The sequence below is a fragment of the Sinorhizobium chiapasense genome (assembly GCF_045277575.1).
GTDB lineage: Bacteria > Pseudomonadota > Alphaproteobacteria > Rhizobiales > Rhizobiaceae > Ensifer > Ensifer chiapasense_A.
On sequence record NZ_CP144205.1, the window covers coordinates 2,694,930 to 2,717,500 of the forward strand.

General features: G+C 61.0%; 18 protein-coding genes, 1 tRNA gene and 2 rRNA genes (1 of these 21 only partly in view). 15 read left to right on the forward strand and 6 right to left on the reverse strand.

Translation table 11 applies throughout. The features are described 5' to 3' along the window. Positions 1–264 precede the first annotated feature (264 nt). A complete protein-coding gene (locus QM996_RS13070; RefSeq protein ID WP_500267853.1) occupies positions 265–1,368 on the forward strand; it encodes a M24 family metallopeptidase in 1,104 nt (367 codons plus the stop codon). A 59-nt stretch (positions 1,369–1,427) separates the two neighbouring features. Here the strand turns inward: QM996_RS13070 and QM996_RS13075 are convergent, their stop codons facing one another. Then, complete coding sequence (locus QM996_RS13075) at positions 1,428–1,784, reverse strand: hypothetical protein (RefSeq protein WP_500267854.1); 357 nt, start codon at positions 1,782–1,784, stop codon at positions 1,428–1,430. Positions 1,785–1,829: 45 nt separating this feature from the next. Between QM996_RS13075 and QM996_RS13080 the strand changes: the two genes are divergently transcribed. The 13 genes from QM996_RS13080 to QM996_RS13140 all read left to right on the forward strand — a co-directional run bounded on the left by QM996_RS13080 (position 1,830) and on the right by QM996_RS13140 (position 16,200). Beyond that, entirely contained in the window at positions 1,830–2,546 is a 717-nt protein-coding gene (locus tag QM996_RS13080) for a FadR/GntR family transcriptional regulator (protein ID WP_500267855.1), read from the forward strand. After that, on the forward strand, positions 2,543–3,715 hold the full coding sequence (locus QM996_RS13085) for a PLP-dependent transferase (RefSeq protein WP_500267856.1): 1,173 nt from the start codon (positions 2,543–2,545) through the stop codon (positions 3,713–3,715). The genes QM996_RS13080 and QM996_RS13085 overlap by 4 nt, the downstream gene beginning before the upstream one ends. 68 nt (positions 3,716–3,783) lie before the next feature. Next, positions 3,784–5,046, forward strand: a complete 1,263-nt coding sequence (locus QM996_RS13090) for an ABC transporter substrate-binding protein (protein WP_500267857.1) — start codon at positions 3,784–3,786, stop codon at positions 5,044–5,046. 96 nt (positions 5,047–5,142) lie between these two features. Continuing rightward, positions 5,143–6,078, forward strand: a complete 936-nt coding sequence (locus tag QM996_RS13095; protein WP_500267858.1) for a carbohydrate ABC transporter permease — start codon at positions 5,143–5,145, stop codon at positions 6,076–6,078. 5 nt (positions 6,079–6,083) lie between these two features. Then, positions 6,084–6,917, forward strand: coding sequence for a carbohydrate ABC transporter permease (locus QM996_RS13100; protein ID WP_173517651.1), 834 nt, complete (start codon positions 6,084–6,086; stop codon positions 6,915–6,917). Between the two features lie 9 nt (positions 6,918–6,926). After that, on the forward strand, positions 6,927–7,994 hold the full coding sequence (locus tag QM996_RS13105; protein WP_500267859.1) for an ABC transporter ATP-binding protein: 1,068 nt from the start codon (positions 6,927–6,929) through the stop codon (positions 7,992–7,994). 200 nt (positions 7,995–8,194) lie between these two features. Continuing rightward, entirely contained in the window at positions 8,195–8,581 is a 387-nt protein-coding gene (locus QM996_RS13110; RefSeq protein ID WP_500267860.1) for a c-type cytochrome, read from the forward strand. Positions 8,582–8,721: 140 nt separating this feature from the next. Continuing rightward, positions 8,722–9,564, forward strand: coding sequence for a cytochrome c oxidase subunit II (locus QM996_RS13115; protein WP_500267861.1), 843 nt, complete (start codon positions 8,722–8,724; stop codon positions 9,562–9,564). A gap of 165 nt (positions 9,565–9,729) precedes the next feature. Further along, complete coding sequence (gene ctaD / locus QM996_RS13120; protein ID WP_500267862.1) at positions 9,730–11,508, forward strand: heme-copper oxidase family protein; 1,779 nt, start codon at positions 9,730–9,732, stop codon at positions 11,506–11,508. After that, entirely contained in the window at positions 11,505–12,209 is a 705-nt protein-coding gene (locus QM996_RS13125; protein WP_500267863.1) for a cytochrome c oxidase subunit 3 family protein, read from the forward strand. Before ctaD ends, QM996_RS13125 begins: the two co-directional genes overlap by 4 nt. An 11-nt stretch (positions 12,210–12,220) precedes the next feature. Beyond that, complete coding sequence (locus tag QM996_RS13130) at positions 12,221–12,943, forward strand: heme-copper oxidase subunit III family protein (protein ID WP_500267864.1); 723 nt, start codon at positions 12,221–12,223, stop codon at positions 12,941–12,943. Between the two features lie 9 nt (positions 12,944–12,952). Beyond that, complete coding sequence (locus tag QM996_RS13135; protein WP_429820435.1) at positions 12,953–13,333, forward strand: cytochrome C oxidase subunit IV family protein; 381 nt, start codon at positions 12,953–12,955, stop codon at positions 13,331–13,333. A 305-nt stretch (positions 13,334–13,638) separates the two neighbouring features. Continuing rightward, positions 13,639–16,200: a GcvT family protein gene (locus QM996_RS13140; RefSeq protein ID WP_500267865.1), complete on the forward strand. Its 2,562-nt coding sequence runs from the start codon at positions 13,639–13,641 to the stop codon at positions 16,198–16,200. Positions 16,201–16,387: 187 nt separating this feature from the next. Here the strand turns inward: QM996_RS13140 and QM996_RS13145 are convergent, their stop codons facing one another. Both QM996_RS13145 and QM996_RS13150 read right to left on the reverse strand, forming a co-directional pair. After that, on the reverse strand, positions 16,388–17,317 hold the full coding sequence (locus QM996_RS13145; RefSeq protein ID WP_500267866.1) for an aldo/keto reductase: 930 nt from the start codon (positions 17,315–17,317) through the stop codon (positions 16,388–16,390). 248 nt (positions 17,318–17,565) lie between these two features. Then, positions 17,566–18,354 carry an SDR family NAD(P)-dependent oxidoreductase gene (locus QM996_RS13150; RefSeq protein WP_500267867.1) on the reverse strand — a complete coding sequence of 263 codons (789 nt, stop codon included), beginning with the start codon at positions 18,352–18,354 and terminating at the stop codon, positions 17,566–17,568. Between the two features lie 96 nt (positions 18,355–18,450). Between QM996_RS13150 and QM996_RS13155 the strand changes: the two genes are divergently transcribed. After that, complete coding sequence (locus QM996_RS13155) at positions 18,451–18,990, forward strand: TetR/AcrR family transcriptional regulator (protein WP_500267868.1); 540 nt, start codon at positions 18,451–18,453, stop codon at positions 18,988–18,990. 147 nt (positions 18,991–19,137) lie between these two features. Here QM996_RS13155 and QM996_RS13160 read toward each other — a convergent pair. The 3 genes from QM996_RS13160 to QM996_RS13170 all read right to left on the reverse strand — a co-directional run. Continuing rightward, a tRNA-Met gene (locus QM996_RS13160) sits at positions 19,138–19,214 on the reverse strand. Positions 19,215–19,465: 251 nt separating this feature from the next. Then, positions 19,466–19,580 (reverse strand): 5S ribosomal RNA (gene rrf / locus QM996_RS13165). 226 nt (positions 19,581–19,806) lie between these two features. Further along, positions 19,807–22,571, reverse strand: a 23S ribosomal RNA gene (locus QM996_RS13170); it runs 32 nt beyond the window's last position.

Here is a 22,571-nt window from a genome sequence, read left to right on the forward strand (position 1 = left end):
CACGGCACCAAAGTCTTGCAAATACAAATGCATAGCGCCGGGAAGCGACCAGCTTTCCGAGCCTGTGCGCGTGCATTCGAGGGGGGAGGAGACCGCTTGAAGAGCCAGAGATCCGTAACCCGGGGCAACAGCTGCACCGGCCTCGACCATTCCCCATAGACATATTTCGCGCCGAACCGTTCGGCGCTGTCCTCCATCCGCCCGTCGGCCAGCCACGTGAATGACGTTCGGCATCCCATTGCCTCCAACAAGACAGGAAACCCCATGACGGAACTCACCAAGACCCGTTTTGCCGCGCTCCGCCGCAAGATGGCCGAAAGCGATGTCGGCCTCATCGCACTCGCGCCCGGATCGCACATGGATTGGCTGCTCGGCTACCATCCGCATCCAGACGAGCGGCCCTGCCTGCTTTTGATCGGCCCGGAAAAGGAGGCTTTCCTGATGCCGGCGCTCAATGCCGAAGGCACGCGCGAGCACACCGACATCGCCTTCCACAACTGGTCCGATGACGAAGGCCCGGCCGCTGCCCTGACGGCGGCGCTCGCCGATGTCGGCGCCGAAAAGCCCGGCCGCGTCGTGCTCGACGAAACCATGCGCGCCGATTTCGCGCTGCTGCTGATCGATGCCCTGCCGAAAGATACCGCCCGCGAGTTCACGCCGGCGACGCTTGGCAGCCTTCGCATGCGCAAGGACAAAACCGAATACGAACTCCTGAAGATGAACGCCGGAATTGCCGACCGCGCCATGCAGGCGGCGTTTTCGAAGATCCGCCCCGGCATGACCGAGAAAGAACTCGCCGCCGAAATCCGCGGACATTTCTCCTCCGAAGGCGCGGCACCGGCCTTCTGGATTGTCGGCGCCGGCGGCAACGGCGCCTTCCCGCATCACTCGGCAAGCGAGCGGGTGATCGAGGAAGGCGACGCGGTCGTGATCGATATCGGCGGCCGCAAGCAGGGCTTCCCGAGCGACATCACCCGCATGGCGGTCGTCGGCCGCGCGCCCGAGGGATACGGCCAGATCCACACCATCGTCGAAAAGGCCGTGCAGGCCGCGATGAAAGCCGCACGCCCCGGCGTGCTCGCCAAGGATGTGGATGCTGCCGCCCGCAAGGTGATCAGCGATGCCGGCTACGGCGAATATTTCGTCCACCGCACCGGTCACGGCATGGGCATCGACGGCCATGAGCCGCCCTACATCACCGCGACCTCGGAAACGGTGCTGGAAGAGGGCATGGTCTTCTCGATCGAGCCCGGCATCTACCTGCCCGGCCGCTTCGGCATCCGCCTCGAGGATATTGTCATCCTGCGCGAAGACGGGCCGGAGGTTCTTTCCTCGCTCTCCCGCGACGTTCACGTCGCCAAGGTCTGACGAAAGTCGCGGCGCCTTCGGGCGCCGCTCTTCTTTGCCCCATTCCCTTGCCGACCTGGCTACTGGGTCGGTCGCTTGCGCGGCTTCGGCATCGCGCTCCCGGCGCCCTCCTTGCCGCGGCGAGGACTATAGACTGGCTCCCGCTGCTCGACGGGCGGCCAGATCCAGTAATAGCCATAGGGCCTGCGCTGGATTCCCTCGTAATACTCGCCCTTTCTAGTGCGCATCTGCGCTTCGGCCTCGCCCGCGACCGTCACCACGATGAAGAACGCGCCGAACACGGCTGCAATCACGAACAGAAATTCCGATTTCATCATCACCAAACTCCTTACCTCCTTGTCTACGCCGGGAGCGGGCGCGGTCAACACCTGCGTGTCTATCAGTTCCTGCTTGACGACCTCCGTCGCCTTGGTCATAGTGCTCAGATGTCAGACCAATTTGGCCTGTGGGGAGGAAGCCGAATGAGTGAACCGGCAAGAGTGGCACTGATGCCCCTGCCCCCGGCCGACCGGGCCCAGCAGGTTATTGCTGCGTTGGCTGACTACATCGAACAATCGGGCCTGAAACCCGGCGAACGCCTGCCGGCAGAACGAGAGCTGATGACGGCGCTCGCCGTCGGCCGCTCCACCATCCGCGAAGTCATCCGCCACTTCCAGGCGCTCGGCGTCGTCGAGGCGCGCAAGGGCAGCGGCACCTATCTCCTGCGCACGATCTCCGGCGCCACCGTTCATATGCCGCTCACGCTCGACGCCGCGCATCTGCGCGACGTGCTCTTGATGACGCTTGAGGTGCGCCGCGGCATCGAGGTCGAGGCGAACATGGTCGCCGCACGCCGACGCACCGACGAAGACCTGAAGATCATCGAAACGAAGCTCGACGAGATGGAGCGGGTGCATATCGCCAAAGGCACCTCGGGTCCGGAAGACCTCGCCTTTCACCTGGCGATTTACGACGCCACGCACAATCCGCTCTTCCGCCAGCTTCTCGAACAGATGCGCGAGGCCTTCGAGCGCTTCTGGGAAGAGCCGTTCGACCGGTCGGACTTTGCGCGCCGCTCCTTCCCGTTCCACCGCACCCTCTTCAACGCGATCGCGGCTCAGGATCCCGACACCGCGCGCGAAGAAACGCTGAAAATCCTCGCAATCGTCGAGGAAGACATCAAGGAAATGTCCAAATGACCAACGGCCTCGATCCGTTCGACCACGCCTCGCTGATCGTCGCGCATGACGAAGGCAACGCCTTCGATGCCGTCGTGCCGCCGATCGTGCAGACCTCGCTGTTCACCTTCAAGGACTACGACGACATGGTCGCCTCCTACCGGGGCGAGCGCGTGCGGCCGATCTATACCCGCGGCCTCAACCCGACGGTGCGCATGTTCGAGGAGATGCTGGCGAAGCTCGAAGGCGGCGAGGACGCGATCGGCTTTGCCAGCGGCATGTCGGCAATCTCGTCGACCGTGCTCTCCTTCGTCGAGCCGGGCGACCGCATCGTCGCGGTCAATCATGTCTATCCCGATGCCTTCCGCCTGTTCGGCACGCATCTGAAGCGCATGAAGATCGAGGTGACCTATGTCGACGGCCGCGACGAGGAAGCGGTCGCGAAGGCCCTGCCGGGCGCCAAGCTCTTCTACATGGAGAGCCCGACGAGTTGGGTGATGGATACCCACGACGTCGCATCTCTCGCCCGCCTCGCCAAGGATCAGGGCATCATCACCGCGATCGACAATAGCTGGGCAAGCCCGATCTTCCAGCAGCCGATCTCGCTCGGCGTCGATCTCGTCATCCATTCGGCGTCCAAATATCTCAGTGGCCACTCGGACGTCGTCGCCGGTGTCGTCACCGGATCGAAGGAACTGATCGGCCGCATCCGCTCCGAAGCCTATCCCTATCTCGGCGGCAAGCTCTCGCCCTTCGATGCCTGGCTCTTGATCCGCGGCCTGCGCACGCTGCCGATCCGCATGAAGTCGCACGAGCGCTCGGCGCTTGAAGTCGCGCGGCGGCTGCAGGCCCATCCGCTGGTCGAAACGGTCTGCCATCCCGGCCTCGGCAACACGCTGCCGCCGGGCCTTTCCGGCACCTCGGGCCTGTTCTCCTTCATCTTCCGCGAGGGCGTCGACGTCAGGCGCTTCGCGGATCATCTCGAACTCTTCAAGCTCGGCGTTTCCTGGGGCGGACATGAAAGCCTCATCGTGCCGGGCGAAGTCGTGCTGTCGCAGAAAGCCCAGCCCAATTCCGCGGCCGCCTTCGGCATCTCGCCGCGGTCGGTGCGGCTCCATGTCGGCCTGGAGGGAACGGAGGCCCTCTGGAGCGATCTCGAGGCGGCGCTCGCCGCCGCTTCGACTGGCTGACAGGAGCGGGATGCAGATCCCGCTCTCCCCACTTTGAACCAAACCAACGAAGAAAAGAGGGAACAGAAATGAAGAAACTGATCACTGCCACGCTTCTCGCCAGCTTGATGGCCGGAAGCGCACTCGCCGACACGAAGCTGAAGCTCGTCGAGGTCATCACTAGCCCGGAGCGCACCGAGACGCTGAAGTCGATCGTCGCCAAGTTCGAGGCGGCGAACCCCGGCACTACGGTCGAGATCATCTCGCTGCCCTGGGGCGAAGCCTTCCAGAAGTTCGCCACCATGGTTTCGGCCGGCGAACTGCCCGACGTGATGGAAATGCCCGACACATGGCTGTCGCTCTATGCCAACAATGGCATGCTCGAAAGCCTGGAGCCCTACCTCGCCAAGTGGGAACACACCGGCGGCCTCACCGAACGCGCGCTGGAACTCGGCCGCGACGTCAACGACACCGCCTATATGCTGCCCTACGGCTTCTATCTGCGGGCGATGTTCTACAACAAGAAGCTGCTCTCGGAAGCTGGCGTCAGCGAGCCGCCGAAGACCATGGACGATTTCGTCAAAGCATCCGAAGCCGTCTCCAAGCTTCCGGGCAAATCCGGCTACTGCCTGCGCGGCGGCCCGGGCGGCCTCAACGGCTGGGTGATGTTCGGCGCCACCATGGCCGGCAGCAACAAGTTCTTCAACGAGGACGGCACCTCGACCATGAACAGCGAAGGCTGGGTCAAGGGCCTGACCTGGGTGATCGACCTCTACAAGAAGGGGCTGGCGCCGAAAGACAGCGTCAACTGGGGCTTCAACGAAATCGTCGCTGGCTTCTACAGCGGCACCTGCGCCTTCCTCGACCAGGATCCGGATGCGTTGATCGCCATTGCCGAACGCATGAAGTCCGACGATTTCGGCGTCACCACCATGCCGAAGGGCCCGAGCGGCAAGGCTTTCACCACCATCGGCTTCGCCGGCTGGTCGATGCTCTCCGCCAGCCAGAACAAGGACCTTTCCTGGAAGCTGATCGAGACGCTCGAAGGACCTGAAGGCAACATCGAGTGGAACAAGCGCACCGGCGCGCTGCCGGTGCACAAGTCGGCCGAGAAGGATCCTTTCTATGCAAGCCCGCAGTTCAAGGGCTGGTTCGACGAACTCGCCGACAAGGACGTCGTGCTGACGGTCATGCCGACCTACCTCGAAGAATTCGCCTTCTTCAAGGATTCGCTCGCCATCAAGACCACTCAGGAAGCCCTGCTCGGCGACATCACGCCGGAGGAACTTGCCAACCAGTGGGCGGACTACCTGACCAAGGCACAGCAGAAGTTCCTGGCCAGCAAGAAGTAAGCCTTCTGCCGGCGGCGGCCTGCCGCCGCCGGCCTTTCATTCGTGAAAATAGGCACGCCCGAACAACCGGCGGCCGCACAGGGGAATATTCGATCGATGGACCATGTCGCCCGCCAAAGCGGCCTGCCTAAAAGCAGGACGCCGTTGATGAAGCGCATCGCCGATGGCGCCGCGCCCTATCTCTATAGCGCACCGGCGCTGATCCTGATCATCACGGTCATGCTGGTGCCGCTGGTGCTCGGCGTCTCCTACGCCTTTCGCGACATCCAGCTTCTAAACCCGTTCTCCGGTGCCTATGTCGGCCTCGATCATTTCCGGGCCCTCTCCGAGGACCAGGCTTTCTACCGGGCACTGCGCAACACGCTCTGGTGGACTGGCGCCTCGGTTCTCCTCCAGTTCGTCTTCGGCCTGATTCTGGCGCTGCTGCTCGACAAGCCCTTCTATGGCCGCGGCCTGGCACAGGCCCTCGTCTTCCTGCCCTGGGCGGTTCCGAGCTTCCTCGCCGGCCTCAACTGGGCCTGGCTGTTCAATCCGGTTGTCGGTCCACTGCCGCACTGGCTCTTCAACCTCGGCATCATGAGCGAGCCGAGCAACATCCTCTCCGATCCGCAGCTTGCCATGTGGGGCCCGATCGTCGCCAATGTCTGGTGGGGCATTCCCTTCTTCGCGATCACGCTTCTTGCCGCCCTCCAGGCGATCCCGCGCGATCTCTATGAGGCCGCGAGCATCGACGGCGCCGGCCCGGTGCAGCGCTTCCTGTCGATCACGCTTCCCTTCCTTGCGCCGACGATCGCCATCACCATTCTGCTGCGCACGGTGTGGATCTCCAATTTCGCCGACTTGATCATCGTCATGACCAATGGCGGCCCGGCTGATCGCACACAGATCGTCGCCAGCTACATCTTCACCCAGGCCTTCAAGCGGCTGGATTTCGGTTACGCCTCGGCGATCGCGCTGGTGCTTCTGGCGCTGCTGCTCGCCTATTCGATGCTGATCGTCATCCTCCGGCAATGGCTCTTGAGCAAGGATTGAGACCGATGCGCGCCAAACCTCTGTTCCTCACGATCGCGCACCGGCTGGCCATCCTCGCCTATATCGCCTTCGCGCTCTTCCCGCTCTATTGGCTGCTGAAGGTCGCAGTCACGCCGAACGACCTGCTCTATTCCGAAGGCATCAGGCTGTGGCCGTCGCACGCCAGCCTCGAGCATTTCGATTTCGTGCTGCGCCACAGCGCCTTTCCGGTGTTCTTCAGGAACAGCCTGATCGTCTCCGGCTCGACGGCCGTGATCGTCACCATCCTCGCCTCGCTCTCCGGCTATGCCCTGTCGCGCTTCAACTTCCGCGGCAAATACTGGCTGGTGGCGCTGATGCTTTTGACGCAGATGTTCCCGCTGGTGATGCTGGTGGCGCCGATCTTCAAGATCCTGTCGCCGCTCGGCCTTACCAACAGTCTGACCGGCCTCGTCATCGTCTACACCGCCTTCAACGTGCCTTTCGCCACCTTCCTGATGCAGTCCTTCTTCGACGGCATCCCGAAGGATCTGGAAGAGGCGGCGATGATCGACGGCGCGACCCAGTTCGTCGCCTTCCGCCAGATCATCCTGCCGCTGACGCTGCCCGGCATCGCCGCGACCCTCGGCTTCGTCTTCACCGCCGCCTGGAGCGAACTCCTGTTCTCGCTGATGCTGATCTCCGGCAACGACCAGGCGACCTTCCCCGTCGGACTATTGTCGTTCGTGTCGAAGTTCTCCGTCGACTTCGGGCAGATGATGGCCGCCGGCGTGCTCGCGCTCATTCCCGCCTGCCTCTTCTTCCTGCTCATTCAACGTTATCTCGTCCAGGGCCTCACGGCCGGCGCGGTCAAAGGCTGAGGATTACCCATGGCTTCCATCGATATCGCCAACATCCAGAAATCCTACGGCATCCACCCGGTCTTGCACGATGTCGACCTGAAGATCGGCGACGGCGAATTCGTCGTGTTGGTCGGCCCGTCCGGCTGCGGCAAGTCCACGCTGCTGCGCATGATCGCCGGGCTTGAAAGCGTGACCTCGGGCGAAATCCGCATCGCGGGCAAACGGGTCAACGAGCTGGCACCGAAGGACCGCGACATCGCCATGGTGTTCCAGTCCTATGCGCTCTATCCGCACATGTCGGTCGCCAAGAACATGAGCTACAGCCTGAGGCTCCGGAAGACCGCCAAGGAGAAGATCGCGAGCGTCGTCTCCAGTGCGGCCGCCAAGCTCGGGCTCGATCCGCTGCTCGAACGCCGGCCCCGCGCGCTTTCCGGCGGCCAGCGCCAACGCGTCGCCATGGGGCGCGCCATCGTGCGCGAGCCGAAGGCGTTCCTGTTCGACGAACCGCTCTCGAATCTCGATGCCCGCCTGCGCGAGCAGATGCGCGCCGAGATCAAGAAGCTGCACAAGGATCTCGGCGCGACCTCGATCTACGTCACCCATGACCAGATCGAGGCGATGACGCTTGCCGACCGGATCGTTGCCATGAATGGCGGCTTCGTGCAGCAGGTCGGCAGCCCGCTCGATCTTTATGACCGGCCGGCCAACCTCTTCGTCGCCGGCTTCATCGGTTCGCCCGGAATGAATTTCTTCGAGGGTATCTACCGAAACGGCACCGCCCCGCGCTTCGAAACGGAAGGCGGCATTGTCATCCCGGCACAGCCGCATCCCGCCTTGACCGACGGCGCCCAGGCGACCCTCGGCATCCGCCCGGAGCATGTGGAAATCGGCGCAGAAGGACCGGATGCGCTCAAGGCCACCGTCGACCTGGTCGAGCCGACCGGCTTCGGCATCATCCTGCATCTCTCCTTCGGCCGCTCCGGCTTCAAGGCGTTCACCAACGATCGCCGGTTCCTGAACGCCTCGGGTTCGCTTCCCGTACGGCTGCCGGTCGAACGATTGCATTTCTTCAACGCCGCCGGCAATCGCGTCTGATTGCCGGTCCCTCTGGTGAAAATTTAGGCGCAGCCGGCGAACGGTCGGCCGCGCCGGTTGACTTCCACAAGGCGAGGCGTACCGTTTCAATGTCGCAAGTATCAACGCCCGTGGCGCCAATTAAGAGAAGCAAGCACCGCCAAGACGACGAACTGACGATAGCCTTCCTTGCCTGCGCCCGGCGATTATGAGGAAGTGTCATGCGAAATTTTGTTGTTGCCCTTGCCTTTTCGACAACCCTGCTCTGTCCATTCGCAGCCTTAGCGCAAGAGGGCGATGCCGCCGCCGGCGCCACGGTCTTCAAGAAATGCGCCACTTGTCATGTCGCCGAGAGCGATACCAACAAGGTTGGCCCCTCGCTCAACCACGTGTTGGGGCGAACTGCCGGCACCCATCCCAATTTCAGCTACTCCTCGGCAATGGTCGATGCCGGCAAGGGTGGCCTGGTCTGGGACGAGACGACGCTGCGCGACTATCTGCACAATCCCAAGGCCAAGGTGAAGGGCACGAAGATGGCCTTTCCCGGCTTGAAAGACGACACGGACATCTCCAACCTCCTCGCCTACCTCAAGCAGTATTCGCAGTAGCCGAGAAAGATTAGAAGTAGGCGCCGTCAAAGACGAGACGGCGAATTGCGACTATTTGACGTTCGTGCAATAATTGCAGTTGGAGCTCTACGGATTGCGTATTCATGCCCACAGCCGCTCGCGGCGGGGAGGGACAAGAAATGGCCGTGGTAGTTATTCTGGTATTGCTGGCTGTCGGATCGGTGTTGTTCCATCTGTTGAGCCCGTGGTGGTGGACGCCGATCGCGTCCAACTGGAATTACATCGACAATACGCTGATCATCACCTTCTGGATCACCGGCGTCGTTTTCGTCGCCGTGGTGCTTTTCATGGCCTATTGCATTCTCCGTTTTCGTCATCGCCCGGGGAACCGGGCGGCCTATGAACCGGAAAACCGAAGGCTCGAAGGATGGCTCGCCGGCGGCACGACGCTTGGCGTCGCCGCCATGCTGACACCCGGCCTTTTCGTCTGGCATCAGTTCGTCACCGTACCAAACGGTGCTGCAGAGGTCGAGGTCGTTGGCCAGCAATGGCTATGGAGCTTCCGCCTGCCAGGCGCCGACGGCAAGCTCGGAACCTCGGAAACGCGCGACGTCACCCCCGAGAATTCGCTCGGCCTCAACCGCAACGATGCGGCCGCACTTGATGACGTCGTCATCGAAGGCGGCGAACTGCATCTGGAAGTCGGAAAGCCGGTGAAGATCCTCCTGCGCTCGGTCGATGTGGTCCACGATTTCTACGTGCCGGAGTTCCGCGCCAAGATGGACATGGTGCCGGGCATGGTCACCTATTTCTGGCTGACGCCGACGCGCACCGGCAGCTTCGAGGTTCTCTGCGCCGAGCTCTGCGGCGTCGGACACCCACAGATGCGCGGCACCGTCGTCGTCGATACCGCCGCCGACTACCAGGCGTGGCTTTCGCAGCAACAGACCTTTTCGCAATTGATGGCAGCAACGGAGCCGAAACAGACGGTACAGGCAGCAAATGCCGCCCCGGCGCAATAGGAGGCGCACTGGCGGCCAAAGCGGGATGAGGAAAAGTGTTTGCGGTTTTCCGCCCGCATCCCGCACGTGAGCGAAAGCGATTCCGACGTTCGGCGTTTCGGAATTGCGTAGTTTCAAAGCGTTGGATCATTCACCGAAATGATCCGGTGTCAGGAGGTTTCGCAGATGGTCGACATCCGGTCAGGTACGGGCGAGCCGATAGGCCCAGCGGAAGTGGAGGATGTCGAGCTCTACCATCCCCATAGCTGGTGGACGCGCTACGTCTTCAGCCAGGATGCCAAGATCATCGCCGTGCAATATGCCTCGACCGCGATCGCCATCGGCATGGTCGCGCTGGTCCTGTCGTGGCTGATGCGGCTGCAGCTCGGCTTTCCCGGCGCCTTCGCCTTCATCGACGCGGATCGCTACTATCAGTTCATCACCATGCACGGCATGATCATGGTGATCTACCTTCTGACCGCGCTGTTCCTCGGCGGCTTCGGTAACTATCTGATCCCGCTGATGCTCGGCGCGCGCGACATGGTCTTTCCCTATGCCAACATGCTGAGCTACTGGCTCTATCTGCTCGCCGTGCTCGTGCTCGTCGCGAGCTTCTTCGCGCCCGGCGGACCGACCGGCGCCGGCTGGACGCTCTATCCGCCACAGGCGGTACTTGCGGGCACGCCCGGCGGCAAGGACTGGGGCATCATCCTGATGCTCTCGTCCCTCATTCTCTTCATCATCGGCTTCACCATGGGTGGCCTCAACTATGTCGTGACCGTGCTCCAGGGCCGCGCGCGCGGCATGACGTTGATGCGGATGCCGCTCACCGTCTGGGGCATCTTTACCGCGACGGTCATGGCCCTGCTTGCCTTCCCCGCGCTCTTCGTCGCCTGCGTGATGATGCTCTTCGACCGCGTGCTCGGCACCAGCTTCTTCATGCCGGCGATCGTCGAGATGGGCGAGCAACTGCAACACGGGGGCGGCAGCCCAATCCTGTTCCAGCACCTCTTCTGGTTCTTCGGCCATCCGGAGGTCTACATCGTCGCGCTCCCCGCCTTCGGCATCGTCTCCGATCTCATCAGCACACATGCCCGCAAGAACATCTTCGGTTACCGGATGATGGTCTGGGCGATCGTCATCATCGGCGCGCTCTCCTTCATCGTCTGGGCGCACCACATGTATGTCAGCGGCATGAACCCCTATTTCGGCTTCTTCTTCGCGACGACCACCCTGATCATCGCCGTGCCGACGGCGATCAAGGTCTACAACTGGGTGCTGACGCTTTGGCGCGGTGACATCCACCTGACGCTGCCGATGCTCTTTGCACTCGCCTTCATCGTCACCTTCGTCAATGGCGGATTGACGGGTCTGTTCCTTGGCAATGTCGTCGTCGACGTCCCGCTCTCCGACACGATGTTTGTCGTCGCCCATTTCCACATGGTCATGGGCGTGGCGCCGATCCTCGTCATCTTCGGCGCGATCTATCACTGGTACCCGAAAATCACCGGCCGCATGCTCAACGGCCCAATGGGGCACCTGCATTTCTGGATCACCTTCATCGGCGCCTATCTGATCTTCTTTCCGATGCACTATCTCGGCCTGATCGGCGTGCCCCGCCGCTACTATGAAATGGGCGACACCGCCTTCGTCCCGGCCTCGGCCCATACGCTCAACGAATTCATCACCATCATGGCATTGGTGGTCGGCGCCGCGCAGATCGTCTTCCTGTTCAATCTCGTCTGGAGCATCCGCCATGGCCGCGAGGCCGGCGGCAATCCCTGGCGGGCAACGACGCTCGAATGGCAGACGCCGGAAACGCCGCCGCGTCACGGCAATTGGGGCAAGGAACTGCCGGTCGTCTATCGCTGGGCCTATGATTACAGCGTGCCCGGGGCGCCTGAAGACTTCATTCCGCAGAACCAGCCAGGCTCGATCGGCCTTGCGCCGGAGGGGGCCTCATGAACATTGCCTTCATCTTCCTGGCGGTGATCCTCACGATCGCCGGCTGGTGGCTCAGCCGGCAGCGGCTCTTCTCCAAACCGTGGCTGGAGGTCGGCCACGCCCACGACCCCCGCCCGCACGATCGGCCTTCGATCCCGCCCGCGAAGATCGGCCTTGGCGTCTTCCTCGCGGTCGTCGCAGCCCTCTTCTCCCTCTTCATGAGCGCCTATTTCATGCGCATGGCGTCCACCGACTGGTGGTCGACCCCGATGCCCCGAATCCTCTGGCTCAACACCGCCATCCTCGGGCTCGGCAGCCTGCTGCTCCACGCGGCACGGGTGACGGCCGAGCGTCACCAGGACGACACGAGCCGTACGGCACTGATCGCCGCCCTTGCCGCGGGGCTGGCCTTCCTCGCCGGCCAGGTCTTCGCGTGGCGCGAACTCAGCGATGCCGGCTATCTGCTCGCCGACAATCCGGCCAACAGCTTTTTCTACATGATATCTGGCATGCATGGCCTCCACATCCTCGGTGGCCTGTTCGCGCTTACCCGGGTGATCGTTAGGGCACGTACCGGCCCGATGGGCGAAAAGGCCGTGCTGTCGATCACGCTTTGCGCCACCTACTGGCATTTCATGCTGGCCGTTTGGCTGGTGCTTTTCGCGCTCTTTTCCGGCTGGGCCAATGATTTCGTCGAGCTCTGCCGGCAACTCTTGACCTGAGGAGCCGTGGCATGTCCGCCGAGACACATTCGCCTGTGAGACAACCACTCCATCGCCCGACGGGCCTTGCCGGCTTCGCCGCGGACTGGGCCTCCGATCAGCGGGCGTTCAAGAACGTCTCCTGGGGCAAGGCCATGATGTGGATCTTTCTCCTCAGCGACACCTTCATCTTCGGCTGCTTCCTCATCGCCTACATGTCGGCGCGCATGTCGACCGCCGTTCCCTGGCCCAATCCGAGCGAGGTGTTCGCGCTGCACATCGGCGGTACCGACGTGCCGCTGATCCTCATCGCCATCATGACCTTCGTCCTGATCTCCTCCAGCGGAACCATGGCGATGGCCGTCAACTTCGGCTATCGCCGGGACCGCAGGAAGACCGCGCTTCTCATGCTGCTGACCGCCCTCTTCGGCGCCACCTTCGTCGGCATGCAGGCCTTCGAATGGACAAAGCTGATCACCGAGGGTGTGCGGCCCTGGGGCAACCCCTGGGGTGCGGCCCAGTTCGGCTCGACCTTCTTCATGATCACCGGGTTCCACGGCACGCACGTCACCATCGGCGTCATCTTCCTGCTGATCATCGCCCGCAAGGTCTGGCGCGGCGACTTCGACACCGGCAGGCGCGGCTTCTTCACGAGCCGCAAGGGACAATACGAGATCGTCGAGATCACCGGCCTCTACTGGCACTTCGTCGACCTCGTCTGGGTCTTCATCTTCGCGTTCTTCTATCTGTGGTGAGGCATGGCCATGGCAGAAACGACGGCACACACCGGCACGGTACCGCAAGCGCAGACGCAGGTGCAGGCGCCAGCGCATGAACACCAGCAACACCCGATCGGGCTCTACCTGGTCGTCTGGCTGCTGCTCTTCGTGCTCAGCACCTTCTCCTATCTCGTCGACTATCTCGGGCTGCAGGGCTATCTCAGATGGTCCCTGATCCTGATCTTCATGGTGCTGAAGGCCGGGCTCATTGTCGCGATCTTCATGCACATGGCCTGGGAGCGGCTGGCGCTGATCTATGCGATCCTGCTGCCGCCCCTGCTGGTGCTCGTGCTCGTGGCGCTCATGGTTTCGGAATCGCACTACGTGCTCTTCACCCGCCTCGCCTTCTTCGGCGCAGCGCCTTGAATGCCGCGCACCTACTTTCGCGGATCGCCTGGATAGCGAAACCGTAAAGGCGACATTTCCTGCCCTGCGCAATGACGCATTCGAGTGCGGCCGCTTCTTCGGTATGCTAAGGAAAATCGCTTCGATGCTATCGGGCGCTTTTTCTCATGAAATCAGTGGCATGACCGTCTCAACAGCTCTCGTTTCGCCATCCACAGATTGCCCGGCTCTGGTCGTGCAGTTTGATGATAATGTCGTAGACAGGCTCTAGTCATGGCGGATCAAGCCCTAAAATCCGGCATCCAATCCAACTAGGGTCGCAATCAATGGCAGAGTTTCCGCAAAAGGCGAAGGTCGTAATCATCGGGCTGGGTGGCATCGTGGGTGCCTCGATCGCGCATCACCTGATCGAGCGCGGCTGGGATGATATCGTCGGTATCGACAAATCCGGCGTGCCCACCGATATCGGTTCGACGGCACACGCCTCCGACTTCTGCTACACGACCAGCCACGATTATCTCTCGGTCTGGACGACGCAGTATTCGATCGACTTCTTCGAGAAGATGGGCCACTACGCCCGCATCGGCGGCCTGGAAGTCGCCCGCACCGGCGACGACGTCTGGATGGAAGAGATCAAGCGCAAGCTTTCCTCCGCCAAGGCCTTCGGCACCCGCGCGCACTATGTCTCGCCGGCCGAGATCAAGAAGATGTTCCCGCTGATCGAGGAAGATCAGGTCATGGGCGGCATGTTCGACCCGGATGCCGGCCTCGTCATCCCGCGCTCGCAGACGGTTGCAGGCAAGCTGGTCGATGCGGCAGAAAAGTCCGGCAAACTGCAGGTCTTCGGCAACACGCCTGCAAAGTCGCTCATCGTCGAGAACGGCCGCATCAAGGGTGTCGTCACCCATCGCGGCACGATCATGGCCGACCACGTCGTCGTCTGCGCCGGCATCTGGGGCCGCCTCATTGCCGAAATGGTCGGCGAAGACCTTCCGGTCATGCCGGTCGACCATCCGCTCACCTTCTTCGGCCCGTACAACGAATTCGAAGGCACCGGCAAGGAAATCGGCTTCCCGCTGCTGCGCGACCAGGGCAACTCGGCCTATATGCGCGACACCGGCGACCCGAAGACCACCGAAGGCGGCCAGATCGAGTGGGGCTATTACGAGACCACCAATCCCCGCCTCTGCCATCCGCGCGAAATCCTCGAAAAGCACGAGGCACGCCTGTCGCCCTCGCAGCGCGACCTCGAGATGGAGCAGATCATCGAGCCGCTCGAGCGCGCCATGGAACTGACGCCGATCCTCGGCGAACTCGGCTATAACGAAAGCCACTCCTTCAACGGCCTGCTGCAGGTATCGGCCGCCGGCGGCCCCTCCTGCGGCGAAAGCCAGAAGGTGCGCGGCCTCTGGTACTGCGTCGCCATCTGGGTGAAGGACGGTCCCGGCTACGGCAAGCTGATCGCTGACTGGATGACCGACGGCCGCACCGAGATCGATCATGCCTCGATCGACTATTCCCGCTTCTATCCGCACCAGCTCGAGGAGAAGTTCATCGAGGGCCGCTGCTTCGAGGCGGCGCAGAAGATCTACTTCCCGGCCGTGCACACGCGCGAGCCCTATGCCACCGGCCGCAACGTCAAGCGCTCGCCCTTCTACGAGCGCGAGAAGGAGCTCGGCGGCTACTTCATGGAGCTCGGCGGCTGGGAACGCGCCCACGGCTACGCCGCCAACGAGCACCTGCTCGAAAAATACGGTGACCGCGTTCCGGTGCGCGAGAACGAGTGGGACAGCCGCCACTTCTGGCGCGTTTCCAACGCCGAACATCTGGCGATGAGCGAGGATTGCGGCATCGTCAACCTCTCGCACTTCCATATGGTCGATATCGAAGGCCCAGATCATGTCGAACTGCTCGAGTGGCTTTGCGCCGCCAAGATCGGCGGCGAAGGCAATATCGGCAAGGGCATCTACACCCACTTCCTCGATGACGAGGGCATGGTGCGGGCTGACTTCACCGTCTTCCGCATGGCCGACCGCTGCCGCCTCGTGAACGGCGCCGACGCCGGGCCGCGCGACTTCCATTACATGCGCCGCGTCGCCGAAGATCGCGGCCTCGACGTCACGATTACCGACGTTTCGGAGAAGTTCATCACCATCGGCATCTGGGGCCCCAACGCCCGCGAAACGCTGAAGAAGGTGGTTGCCGATCCGGCCGGCCTCGACATCGAGAACTTCCCCTTCGCCGCGATCAAGCCGATCGAGATCGCCGGCAAAAAGGTCACCGCCTTCCGCATTTCCTATGTCGGCGAGCAGGGCTGGGAACTGCACATGAAGTACGAAGATGGTCTCGCCGTCTGGGACGCGCTGCGCACAACCGGCGTCATGGCCTTCGGCGTCGAAACCTATGCGAACTCGCGCCGCATGGAAAAGAGCCTACGTCTGCAGAACGCCGATCTTCTCACCCAGTACAACCTCATCGAGGCCGACCTTGCCCGTCCGAAGGTCAAGGACGTGGACTTCCGCGGCAAGGCAAAGCATCTGGAGTACAAGGCACGCGAGCACCAGCCCGCCATGCTCTGCACGCTGGTCATGACTGACAACACCGACAGGAACGGCGTGAAGCGCTACCCGGTCGGCAACCTGCCGGTGATGGATCCGGAAACCGGCAAGGTTCTGATCGACGAACTCGGCCGCCGTTCCTACACCACCTCCATCGCTTTCGGGCCTACGATCGGCAAGAACATTGCGCTTGCCTATCTGCCCTGGTCCCATTGCCAGGTCGGCCGCAAGCTGAATGTCGAGTATTTCGCCGAGACCTATCCGGTCGAAGTCGTCGGTATCGGCTACAAGCCGCTCTACGATCCCGAGAACCTGAAGCCGCGCACCTGATCCACTACTGCATGTCTCCTTAAATCGACCTCGATTTAGGGACAAAGACATGCAGCAAATCAAAGTGCTACAGCGCCCTTTGCGCGTCTCATAAGACGCGCGGCGCTGTAGTGTGCTGCGCCAAAAAGCCAAAGGCCCGCTCACATCCGAGCGGGCCTTTTCGTATGTCCTGGGCAGCAGATCGATGTCAGGGGAGCACGTGCCCTGCGGCGGTGAAAAGGCGATACCAGTCCTCGCGTGACAGGGTGATGTCGGCGCCGGGCGCGATGTCTGCCAGACGCTCAGGGCTCGTCGTTCCCAGGACCACCTGGATGTTGGCCGGATGCCGGGCAATCCAGGCATAGGCGATGGCCGAAGAAGAAACGGCGTATTTGGCGGAGAGTTCGTCCAGCACACGGTTGAGGTGCGGGAAATTGGTCTCGTCGCCGACGAAGACCCCGCCGAAAAAGCCTTGCTGGAACGGCGACCAGGCCTGCAGCGTCATGCGGTTGATCCGCGAATAGACCACGACCTCGCCGTCGCGATCGATCGACTGCTCCAGGCCCGCCATGTTCGCAGCGATGCCGAAGGCAACAGACGGAGCATGCGCGATGCTGAGCTGGATCTGGTTGGCAACGAGCGGCTGGCGCACGGCCGTCTTCAAAAGATCGATCTGCCGTGGCGTATGGTTGGACACGCCGAAATGCCTGACCTTGCCGGCCGCCTGCAGCTTGTCGAAGGCGTCCGCCACCTCCTCCGGCTCGACCAGAGCATCCGGGCGATGCAGCAGCAGAAGATCGAGATAATCGGTCTTCAGTGCTGCGAGCGACCGGTCGACCGACTGGAGGATATGATCGCGGGAGAAATCGAAGTAGCCGCGCCGGATTCCGCATTTGCTCTGGACGACGATCTGTTCGCGCTCGGCCGGCTTCAGCTGGAGTGCGTCGCCGAAGCGACGCTCGCAGGCATGCAGCTCACCGCCATAGATATCGGCATGATCGAAGACGTTGATGCCGACGTCGCGCGCCTTGCCATAGAGACGGCGAATGGCGTCGTCGCTGAGATCGGCGATCCGCATCAGGCCGAGAACTGCGGATGAAACGGAGAGATCGGATGTTCCCAGGTTGAATTTTTTCATCGGTTTACGCTCTCACCGTCAATGTCGTTTCTAAGGAGGATTTTCCGCCCGCAGACGCAAGTGGCTGGGGCAGCGATTCTTTGATCCTCAATCTCTACCAGCCCGAGGGCGCTTGGCAAACGCCCGGTCACGGTCGACGGTGGTGCGGCGGGTGGCAAGGCAGGCAAAGCGCTGGGCCGCCTGGCCAGTGCTTTGCTCTCCTATCGTCGATGGAGCCAGGGTCGTCGGCTTCCAGCCCCGCCGCCTGATCACGCAGCAGAGCGATAACGCTCAGCCGGTTCGGACTGTGCGAAATTCGGAAGCATTGCCTGGCGCGCCGCATCAAACGTGTTCCACTGGCCGGCGTCCGGCAACGGCGGGATCGTGACCAACTCGCGCCGGTCGAAACCGACCAGGGCGGCATCGACGAGATCGTCGACCTCCATCACACCGGCAAGCGTCTCGACATCGACGCCCGCATGATCCCAGATCTCGGTGCGCGTCGCAGCCGGCAGCACCGCCTGCACATAGACGCCCTTGGCTGCCAGCTCGACGTTCAGGCCCTGCGACAGGAACAGCACAAAGGCCTTCGTCGCGCCATAGACTGTGGCGCCCATCTCCGGAGCAAGGCCAACGACCGAGGCGATGTTGATGATCGCCCCGTCCCCCTTCTCGGCAAAACGAGGCGCCACAGCATGCGCGAGCCTGGTGACGGCCGTGACGTTGAGCGCGATCAGCTTCGAAATGTCTTCACTCTTTTGCTGAAGGAAGCCGCGCGGGATCGATGTGCCGGCATTGTTGACCAGAACACCGATACGCTCATCCTCGTGGAGGCGCTGCTCGACCTTGGCGAGATCCTGCTCGTCCGTCAGGTCGGCGGGGACGACGTCCACATTGACACCGGTTTCGCTCCGCAGGCGCTCGGCAAGCGCTGCCATGCGCACGGCATTGCGGGCGACGAGAATGAGATCGTGACCGCGGCGCGCAAATCGCTCCGCATAGACGGCGCCGATGCCAGTGGAAGCACCGGTTACGAGGACTGCAGGCTTCTTGCTCATCGGGTGTGCTCCTTTGATTTATACATGATCACCATCATGTATTTTGATATATGATAGGTATCATGTATAAAGTCAATGGAAATTTGGGAGACGGTGATGCGCGTGAGCCGACAGCAGGTTGAAGAGAATAAGCGAACCATTCTGGAGGCCGCCGGCCGGCTATTCCGGGAGCGTGGTTTCGATTCCGTCACAGTGACGGATGTGATGAAGTCGGCCGGTCTCACCCATGGCGGCTTCTACGGCTATTTCAAATCCAAGGACGATCTGATTGCCCAGACGCTGGCCGAACTGCAGGGTGGAAGCGAACCTCTGTCCGTGGACCTGGCGACTGTCGCGAGCCGTTATCTTTCGCCGGAACATCGAGACGATTTCGGCCATGGCTGTCCGGTCGCCGCTCTGGCATCGGAAGTCATCCGTCAACCAGCGGAAGCGCGCGCCGAAATGACAGCGGGTCTCAGGCGGCAATTCGAGCGCCTCAGCAAAGTCGCGCCCGGACCGGATGAAGAGCATAGACGCCGCGCCGCGATCGGTACCTGGTCTGCCATGGTTGGCGCCCTGATCCTGGCCCGAGTGACCGACGATCCGGATCTGTCGAACGAAATCCTCGAGGAGACCAGCACCTGGCTTTCGGCGTAGGGTCGCCAAACGGCGGGGGCCGCCGACGTCTACATTTAAACGGGGTTGTCCTCTCGCCCATCGCGGCGCCGTGCTGATGTTGTCAGATCGGCGCCCAAACGCAAAAAGCCCGCGGACATTTCTGTCCTGCGGGCTTTTGTTGTGGTTTGGTTGCGGGGGCAGGATTTGAACCTGCGGCCTTCAGGTTATGAGCCTGACGAGCTACCGGGCTGCTCCACCCCGCGTCCTCTAGGTAAACCGCTTAGCGGTTTATCCGGTCAGCGTAAATCCCTATGGGATTTATCGCGGTAACGTAAATCCCGAAGGGATTTATGGTCTCTGCCGAGCAAATTGCGAAGCGATTTGTCTCGTGTAAGGGACGCACTTGTTATTTTCAGTCTAGCAAAACAAAAGGGCCGCTTGAGGGCGGCCCGTGTTCGGCAGGGCCGAAGTGGTTTGTGTCGAGAAGATTTCCGGTATTTCTTGCGTTTTGCAGACCTGGCAGCGACCTACTCTCCCGCGTCTTAAGACGAAGTACCATCGGCGCTGGGGCGTTTCACGGCCGTGTTCGGAATGGGAACGGGTGCAGCCACCCCGCCAGAACCACCAGGTCGGCAAAGCGCAAGATTTGCGCCCGAAGGGCGCAAACCGAATGAGAAGCTGGTGAGATGGGAGGCCATCTCTTTGATTTGAACACGTCTTGCGTCTTATCCGGATAATTCCAGCAGCCGGCAGAGCCGAGCCGCCGGAAGTCCGGCGCGCCGTCCGCAGCGCCTTTGGCGCGTGAGGACGTATATAGCATCATCAAACTTCGTTTGATGAGCATGAGCAATGGGAACGATCAAGCCGATCGAACGATTAGTACTGGTAAGCTTCATGCGTTGCCGCACTTCCACACCCAGCCTATCAACGTGGTCGTCTTCCACGGTTCTCAAGGGAATACTCGTTTTCAGGTTGGTTTCCCGCTTAGATGCCTTCAGCGGTTATCCATTCCATATATAGCTACCCTGCTATGCCCTTGGCAGGACAACAGGTCCACCAGAGATATGTCCATCCCGGTCCTCTCGTACTAGGGACAGATCCTGTCAATATTCCTACACCCACGGCAGATAGGGACCGAACTGTCTCACGACGTTCTGAACCCAGCTCACGTACCGCTTTAATTGGCGAACAGCCAAACCCTTGGGACCTGCTCCAGCCCCAGGATGCGATGAGCCGACATCGAGGTGCCAAACAACCCCGTCGATATGGACTCTTGGGGGTCATCAGCCTGTTATCCCCGGCGTACCTTTTATCCGTTGAGCGATGGCCCTTCCACGCGGGACCACCGGATCACTATGACCGACTTTCGTCTCTGCTCGACTTGTCAGTCTCGCAGTCAGGCGGGCTTATGCCATTGCACTCGACGAGCGATTTCCGACCGCTCTGAGCCCACCATCGCGCGCCTCCGTTACTCTTTCGGAGGCGACCGCCCCAGTCAAACTACCCACCATACACTGTCCCGGATCCGGATGACGGACCGCGGTTAGACATCCATGACGATAAGGGTGGTATTTCAAGGATGGCTCCACAAGAACTGGCGTCCCTGCTTCAAAGCCTACCACCTATCCTACACATGCCGACACGAATGCCAGTGTAAAGCTATAGTAAAGGTGCACGGGGTCTTTCCGTCTGACCGCAGGAACCCCGCATCTTCACGGGGAATTCAATTTCACTGAGTCTATGCTGGAGACAGCGGGGAAGTCGTTACGCCATTCGTGCAGGTCGGAACTTACCCGACAAGGAATTTCGCTACCTTAGGACCGTTATAGTTACGGCCGCCGTTTACTGGGGCTTCGATTCAGAGCTTGCACCCCTCCTCTTAACCTTCCAGCACCGGGCAGGCGTCAGACCCTATACGTCGTCTTGCGACTTCGCAGAGCCCTGTGTTTTTGATAAACAGTCGCTACCCCCTGGTCTGTGCCACCCCAAAAGACTTGCGTCCATTGGGGTCACGCTTCTTCCGAAGTTACGCGTGCAATTTGCCGAGTTCCTTCAGCATAGTTCTCTCAAGCGCCTTGGTATACTCTACCTGACCACCTGTGTCGGTTTCGGGTACGGTCTATAATGATGGAGCTATTTCCTGGAACCGCGTCCCCGCCCGGACAATCCAATAAGTCCAGACAAGTTAAGCGATCCGTCACTACCACCAGGCCCACGAATATTAACGTGGTTCCCATCGACTACGCGTGTCCGCCTCGTCTTAGGGGCCGGCTAACCCTGCTCAGATTAACTTTAAGCAGGAACCCTTGGTCTTTCGGCGAGAGGGTCTCTCACCCTCTTTATCGTTACTCATGTCAACATTCGCACTTCCGATACCTCCAGGACCCCTCACGGGTATCCCTTCGCAGGCTTACGGAACGCTCCGCTACCACTCCTCAAAGAGGAATCCTCAGCTTCGGTGCATGGCTTTAGCCCCGTTACATTTTCGGCGCAAAGACCCTTATTTAGACCAGTGAGCTGTTACGCTTTCTTTAAATGATGGCTGCTTCTAAGCCAACATCCTGGTTGTTTTGGGATCCTCACATCCTTTCCCACTTAGCCATGACTTGGGGACCTTAGCTGGAGGTCAGGGTTGTTGCCCTTTTCACGACGGACGTTAGCACCCGCCGTGTGTCTGCCGACTAGTACTCCTCGGTATTCGGAGTTTGGTTAGGATCAGTAAGACGGTGAGTCCCCATAGCCCATCCAGTGCTCTACCCCCGAGGGTATTCGGTCGACGCTCTACCTAAATAGATTTCGCGGAGAACCAGCTATTTCCGAGTTTGATTGGCCTTTCACCCCTAGCCACAAGTCATCCCAATCTATTGCAACAGATGCGGGTTCGGTCCTCCAGTTGGTGTTACCCAACCTTCAACCTGCTCATGGCTAGATCACTCGGTTTCGGGTCTAATGCGACGAACTGAACGCCCTGTTCAGACTCGCTTTCGCTGCGCCTTCACCTATCGGCTTAAGCTTGCTCGTCACACTAAGTCGTTGACCCATTATACAAAAGGTACGCTGTCACCCTTGCGGGCTCCAACTGTTTGTAGGCATCCGGTTTCAGGTTCTATTTCACTCCCCTTGTCGGGGTGCTTTTCACCTTTCCCTCACGGTACTTGTTCGCTATCGGTCATGCACGAGTACTTAGGCTTGGAGAGTGGTCTCCCCATGTTCAGACAGGATTTCACGTGTCCCGCCTTACTCAAGGACAATGAGTGTTCTACGTGTAAGGGGCTATCACCCGCTACGGCCGACCTTTCCAGATCGTTCCACTTTATTCCTCATTGCCACTGGCCTGGTCCGCGTTCGCTCGCCACTACTTGCGGAGTCTCGGTTGATGTCCTTTCCTGCAGGTACTTAGATGTTTCAGTTCCCTGCGTTCGCTTCTTACACCCTATGTATTCAGGTGAAGATACCTTTAAACAATGCTTGGAAACCTAAGCCGTACAATCGCACGACTTAAATTTTCCAAGCATTTAAGGTGGGTTCCCCCATTCGGAGATCCATGGATCAAAGCTCATTCGCAGCTCCCCACGGCTTATCGCAGCGTATCACGTCCTTCATCGCCTGTGCATGCCAAG

Coding starts and splice junctions, on each gene's coding strand:
- QM996_RS13090 (WP_500267857.1), top strand. CDS start 3,784: ATGAAGAAACTGATCACTGCCACGCTTCTCGCCAGCTTGATGGCCGGA.
- QM996_RS13085 (WP_500267856.1), top strand. CDS start 2,543: ATGACCAACGGCCTCGATCCGTTCGACCACGCCTCGCTGATCGTCGCG.
- QM996_RS13150 (WP_500267867.1), bottom strand. CDS start 18,354: ATGAGCAAGAAGCCTGCAGTCCTCGTAACCGGTGCTTCCACTGGCATC.
- QM996_RS13095 (WP_500267858.1), top strand. CDS start 5,143: ATGGACCATGTCGCCCGCCAAAGCGGCCTGCCTAAAAGCAGGACGCCG.
- QM996_RS13130 (WP_500267864.1), top strand. CDS start 12,221: ATGTCCGCCGAGACACATTCGCCTGTGAGACAACCACTCCATCGCCCG.
- QM996_RS13125 (WP_500267863.1), top strand. CDS start 11,505: ATGAACATTGCCTTCATCTTCCTGGCGGTGATCCTCACGATCGCCGGC.
- QM996_RS13145 (WP_500267866.1), bottom strand. CDS start 17,317: ATGAAAAAATTCAACCTGGGAACATCCGATCTCTCCGTTTCATCCGCA.
- QM996_RS13105 (WP_500267859.1), top strand. CDS start 6,927: ATGGCTTCCATCGATATCGCCAACATCCAGAAATCCTACGGCATCCAC.
- QM996_RS13080 (WP_500267855.1), top strand. CDS start 1,830: ATGAGTGAACCGGCAAGAGTGGCACTGATGCCCCTGCCCCCGGCCGAC.
- QM996_RS13115 (WP_500267861.1), top strand. CDS start 8,722: ATGGCCGTGGTAGTTATTCTGGTATTGCTGGCTGTCGGATCGGTGTTG.
- QM996_RS13100 (WP_173517651.1), top strand. CDS start 6,084: ATGCGCGCCAAACCTCTGTTCCTCACGATCGCGCACCGGCTGGCCATC.
- QM996_RS13140 (WP_500267865.1), top strand. CDS start 13,639: ATGGCAGAGTTTCCGCAAAAGGCGAAGGTCGTAATCATCGGGCTGGGT.
- QM996_RS13110 (WP_500267860.1), top strand. CDS start 8,195: ATGCGAAATTTTGTTGTTGCCCTTGCCTTTTCGACAACCCTGCTCTGT.
- ctaD (WP_500267862.1), top strand. CDS start 9,730: ATGGTCGACATCCGGTCAGGTACGGGCGAGCCGATAGGCCCAGCGGAA.
- QM996_RS13155 (WP_500267868.1), top strand. CDS start 18,451: ATGCGCGTGAGCCGACAGCAGGTTGAAGAGAATAAGCGAACCATTCTG.
- QM996_RS13070 (WP_500267853.1), top strand. CDS start 265: ATGACGGAACTCACCAAGACCCGTTTTGCCGCGCTCCGCCGCAAGATG.
- QM996_RS13135 (WP_429820435.1), top strand. CDS start 12,953: ATGGCAGAAACGACGGCACACACCGGCACGGTACCGCAAGCGCAGACG.
- QM996_RS13075 (WP_500267854.1), bottom strand. CDS start 1,784: ATGACCAAGGCGACGGAGGTCGTCAAGCAGGAACTGATAGACACGCAG.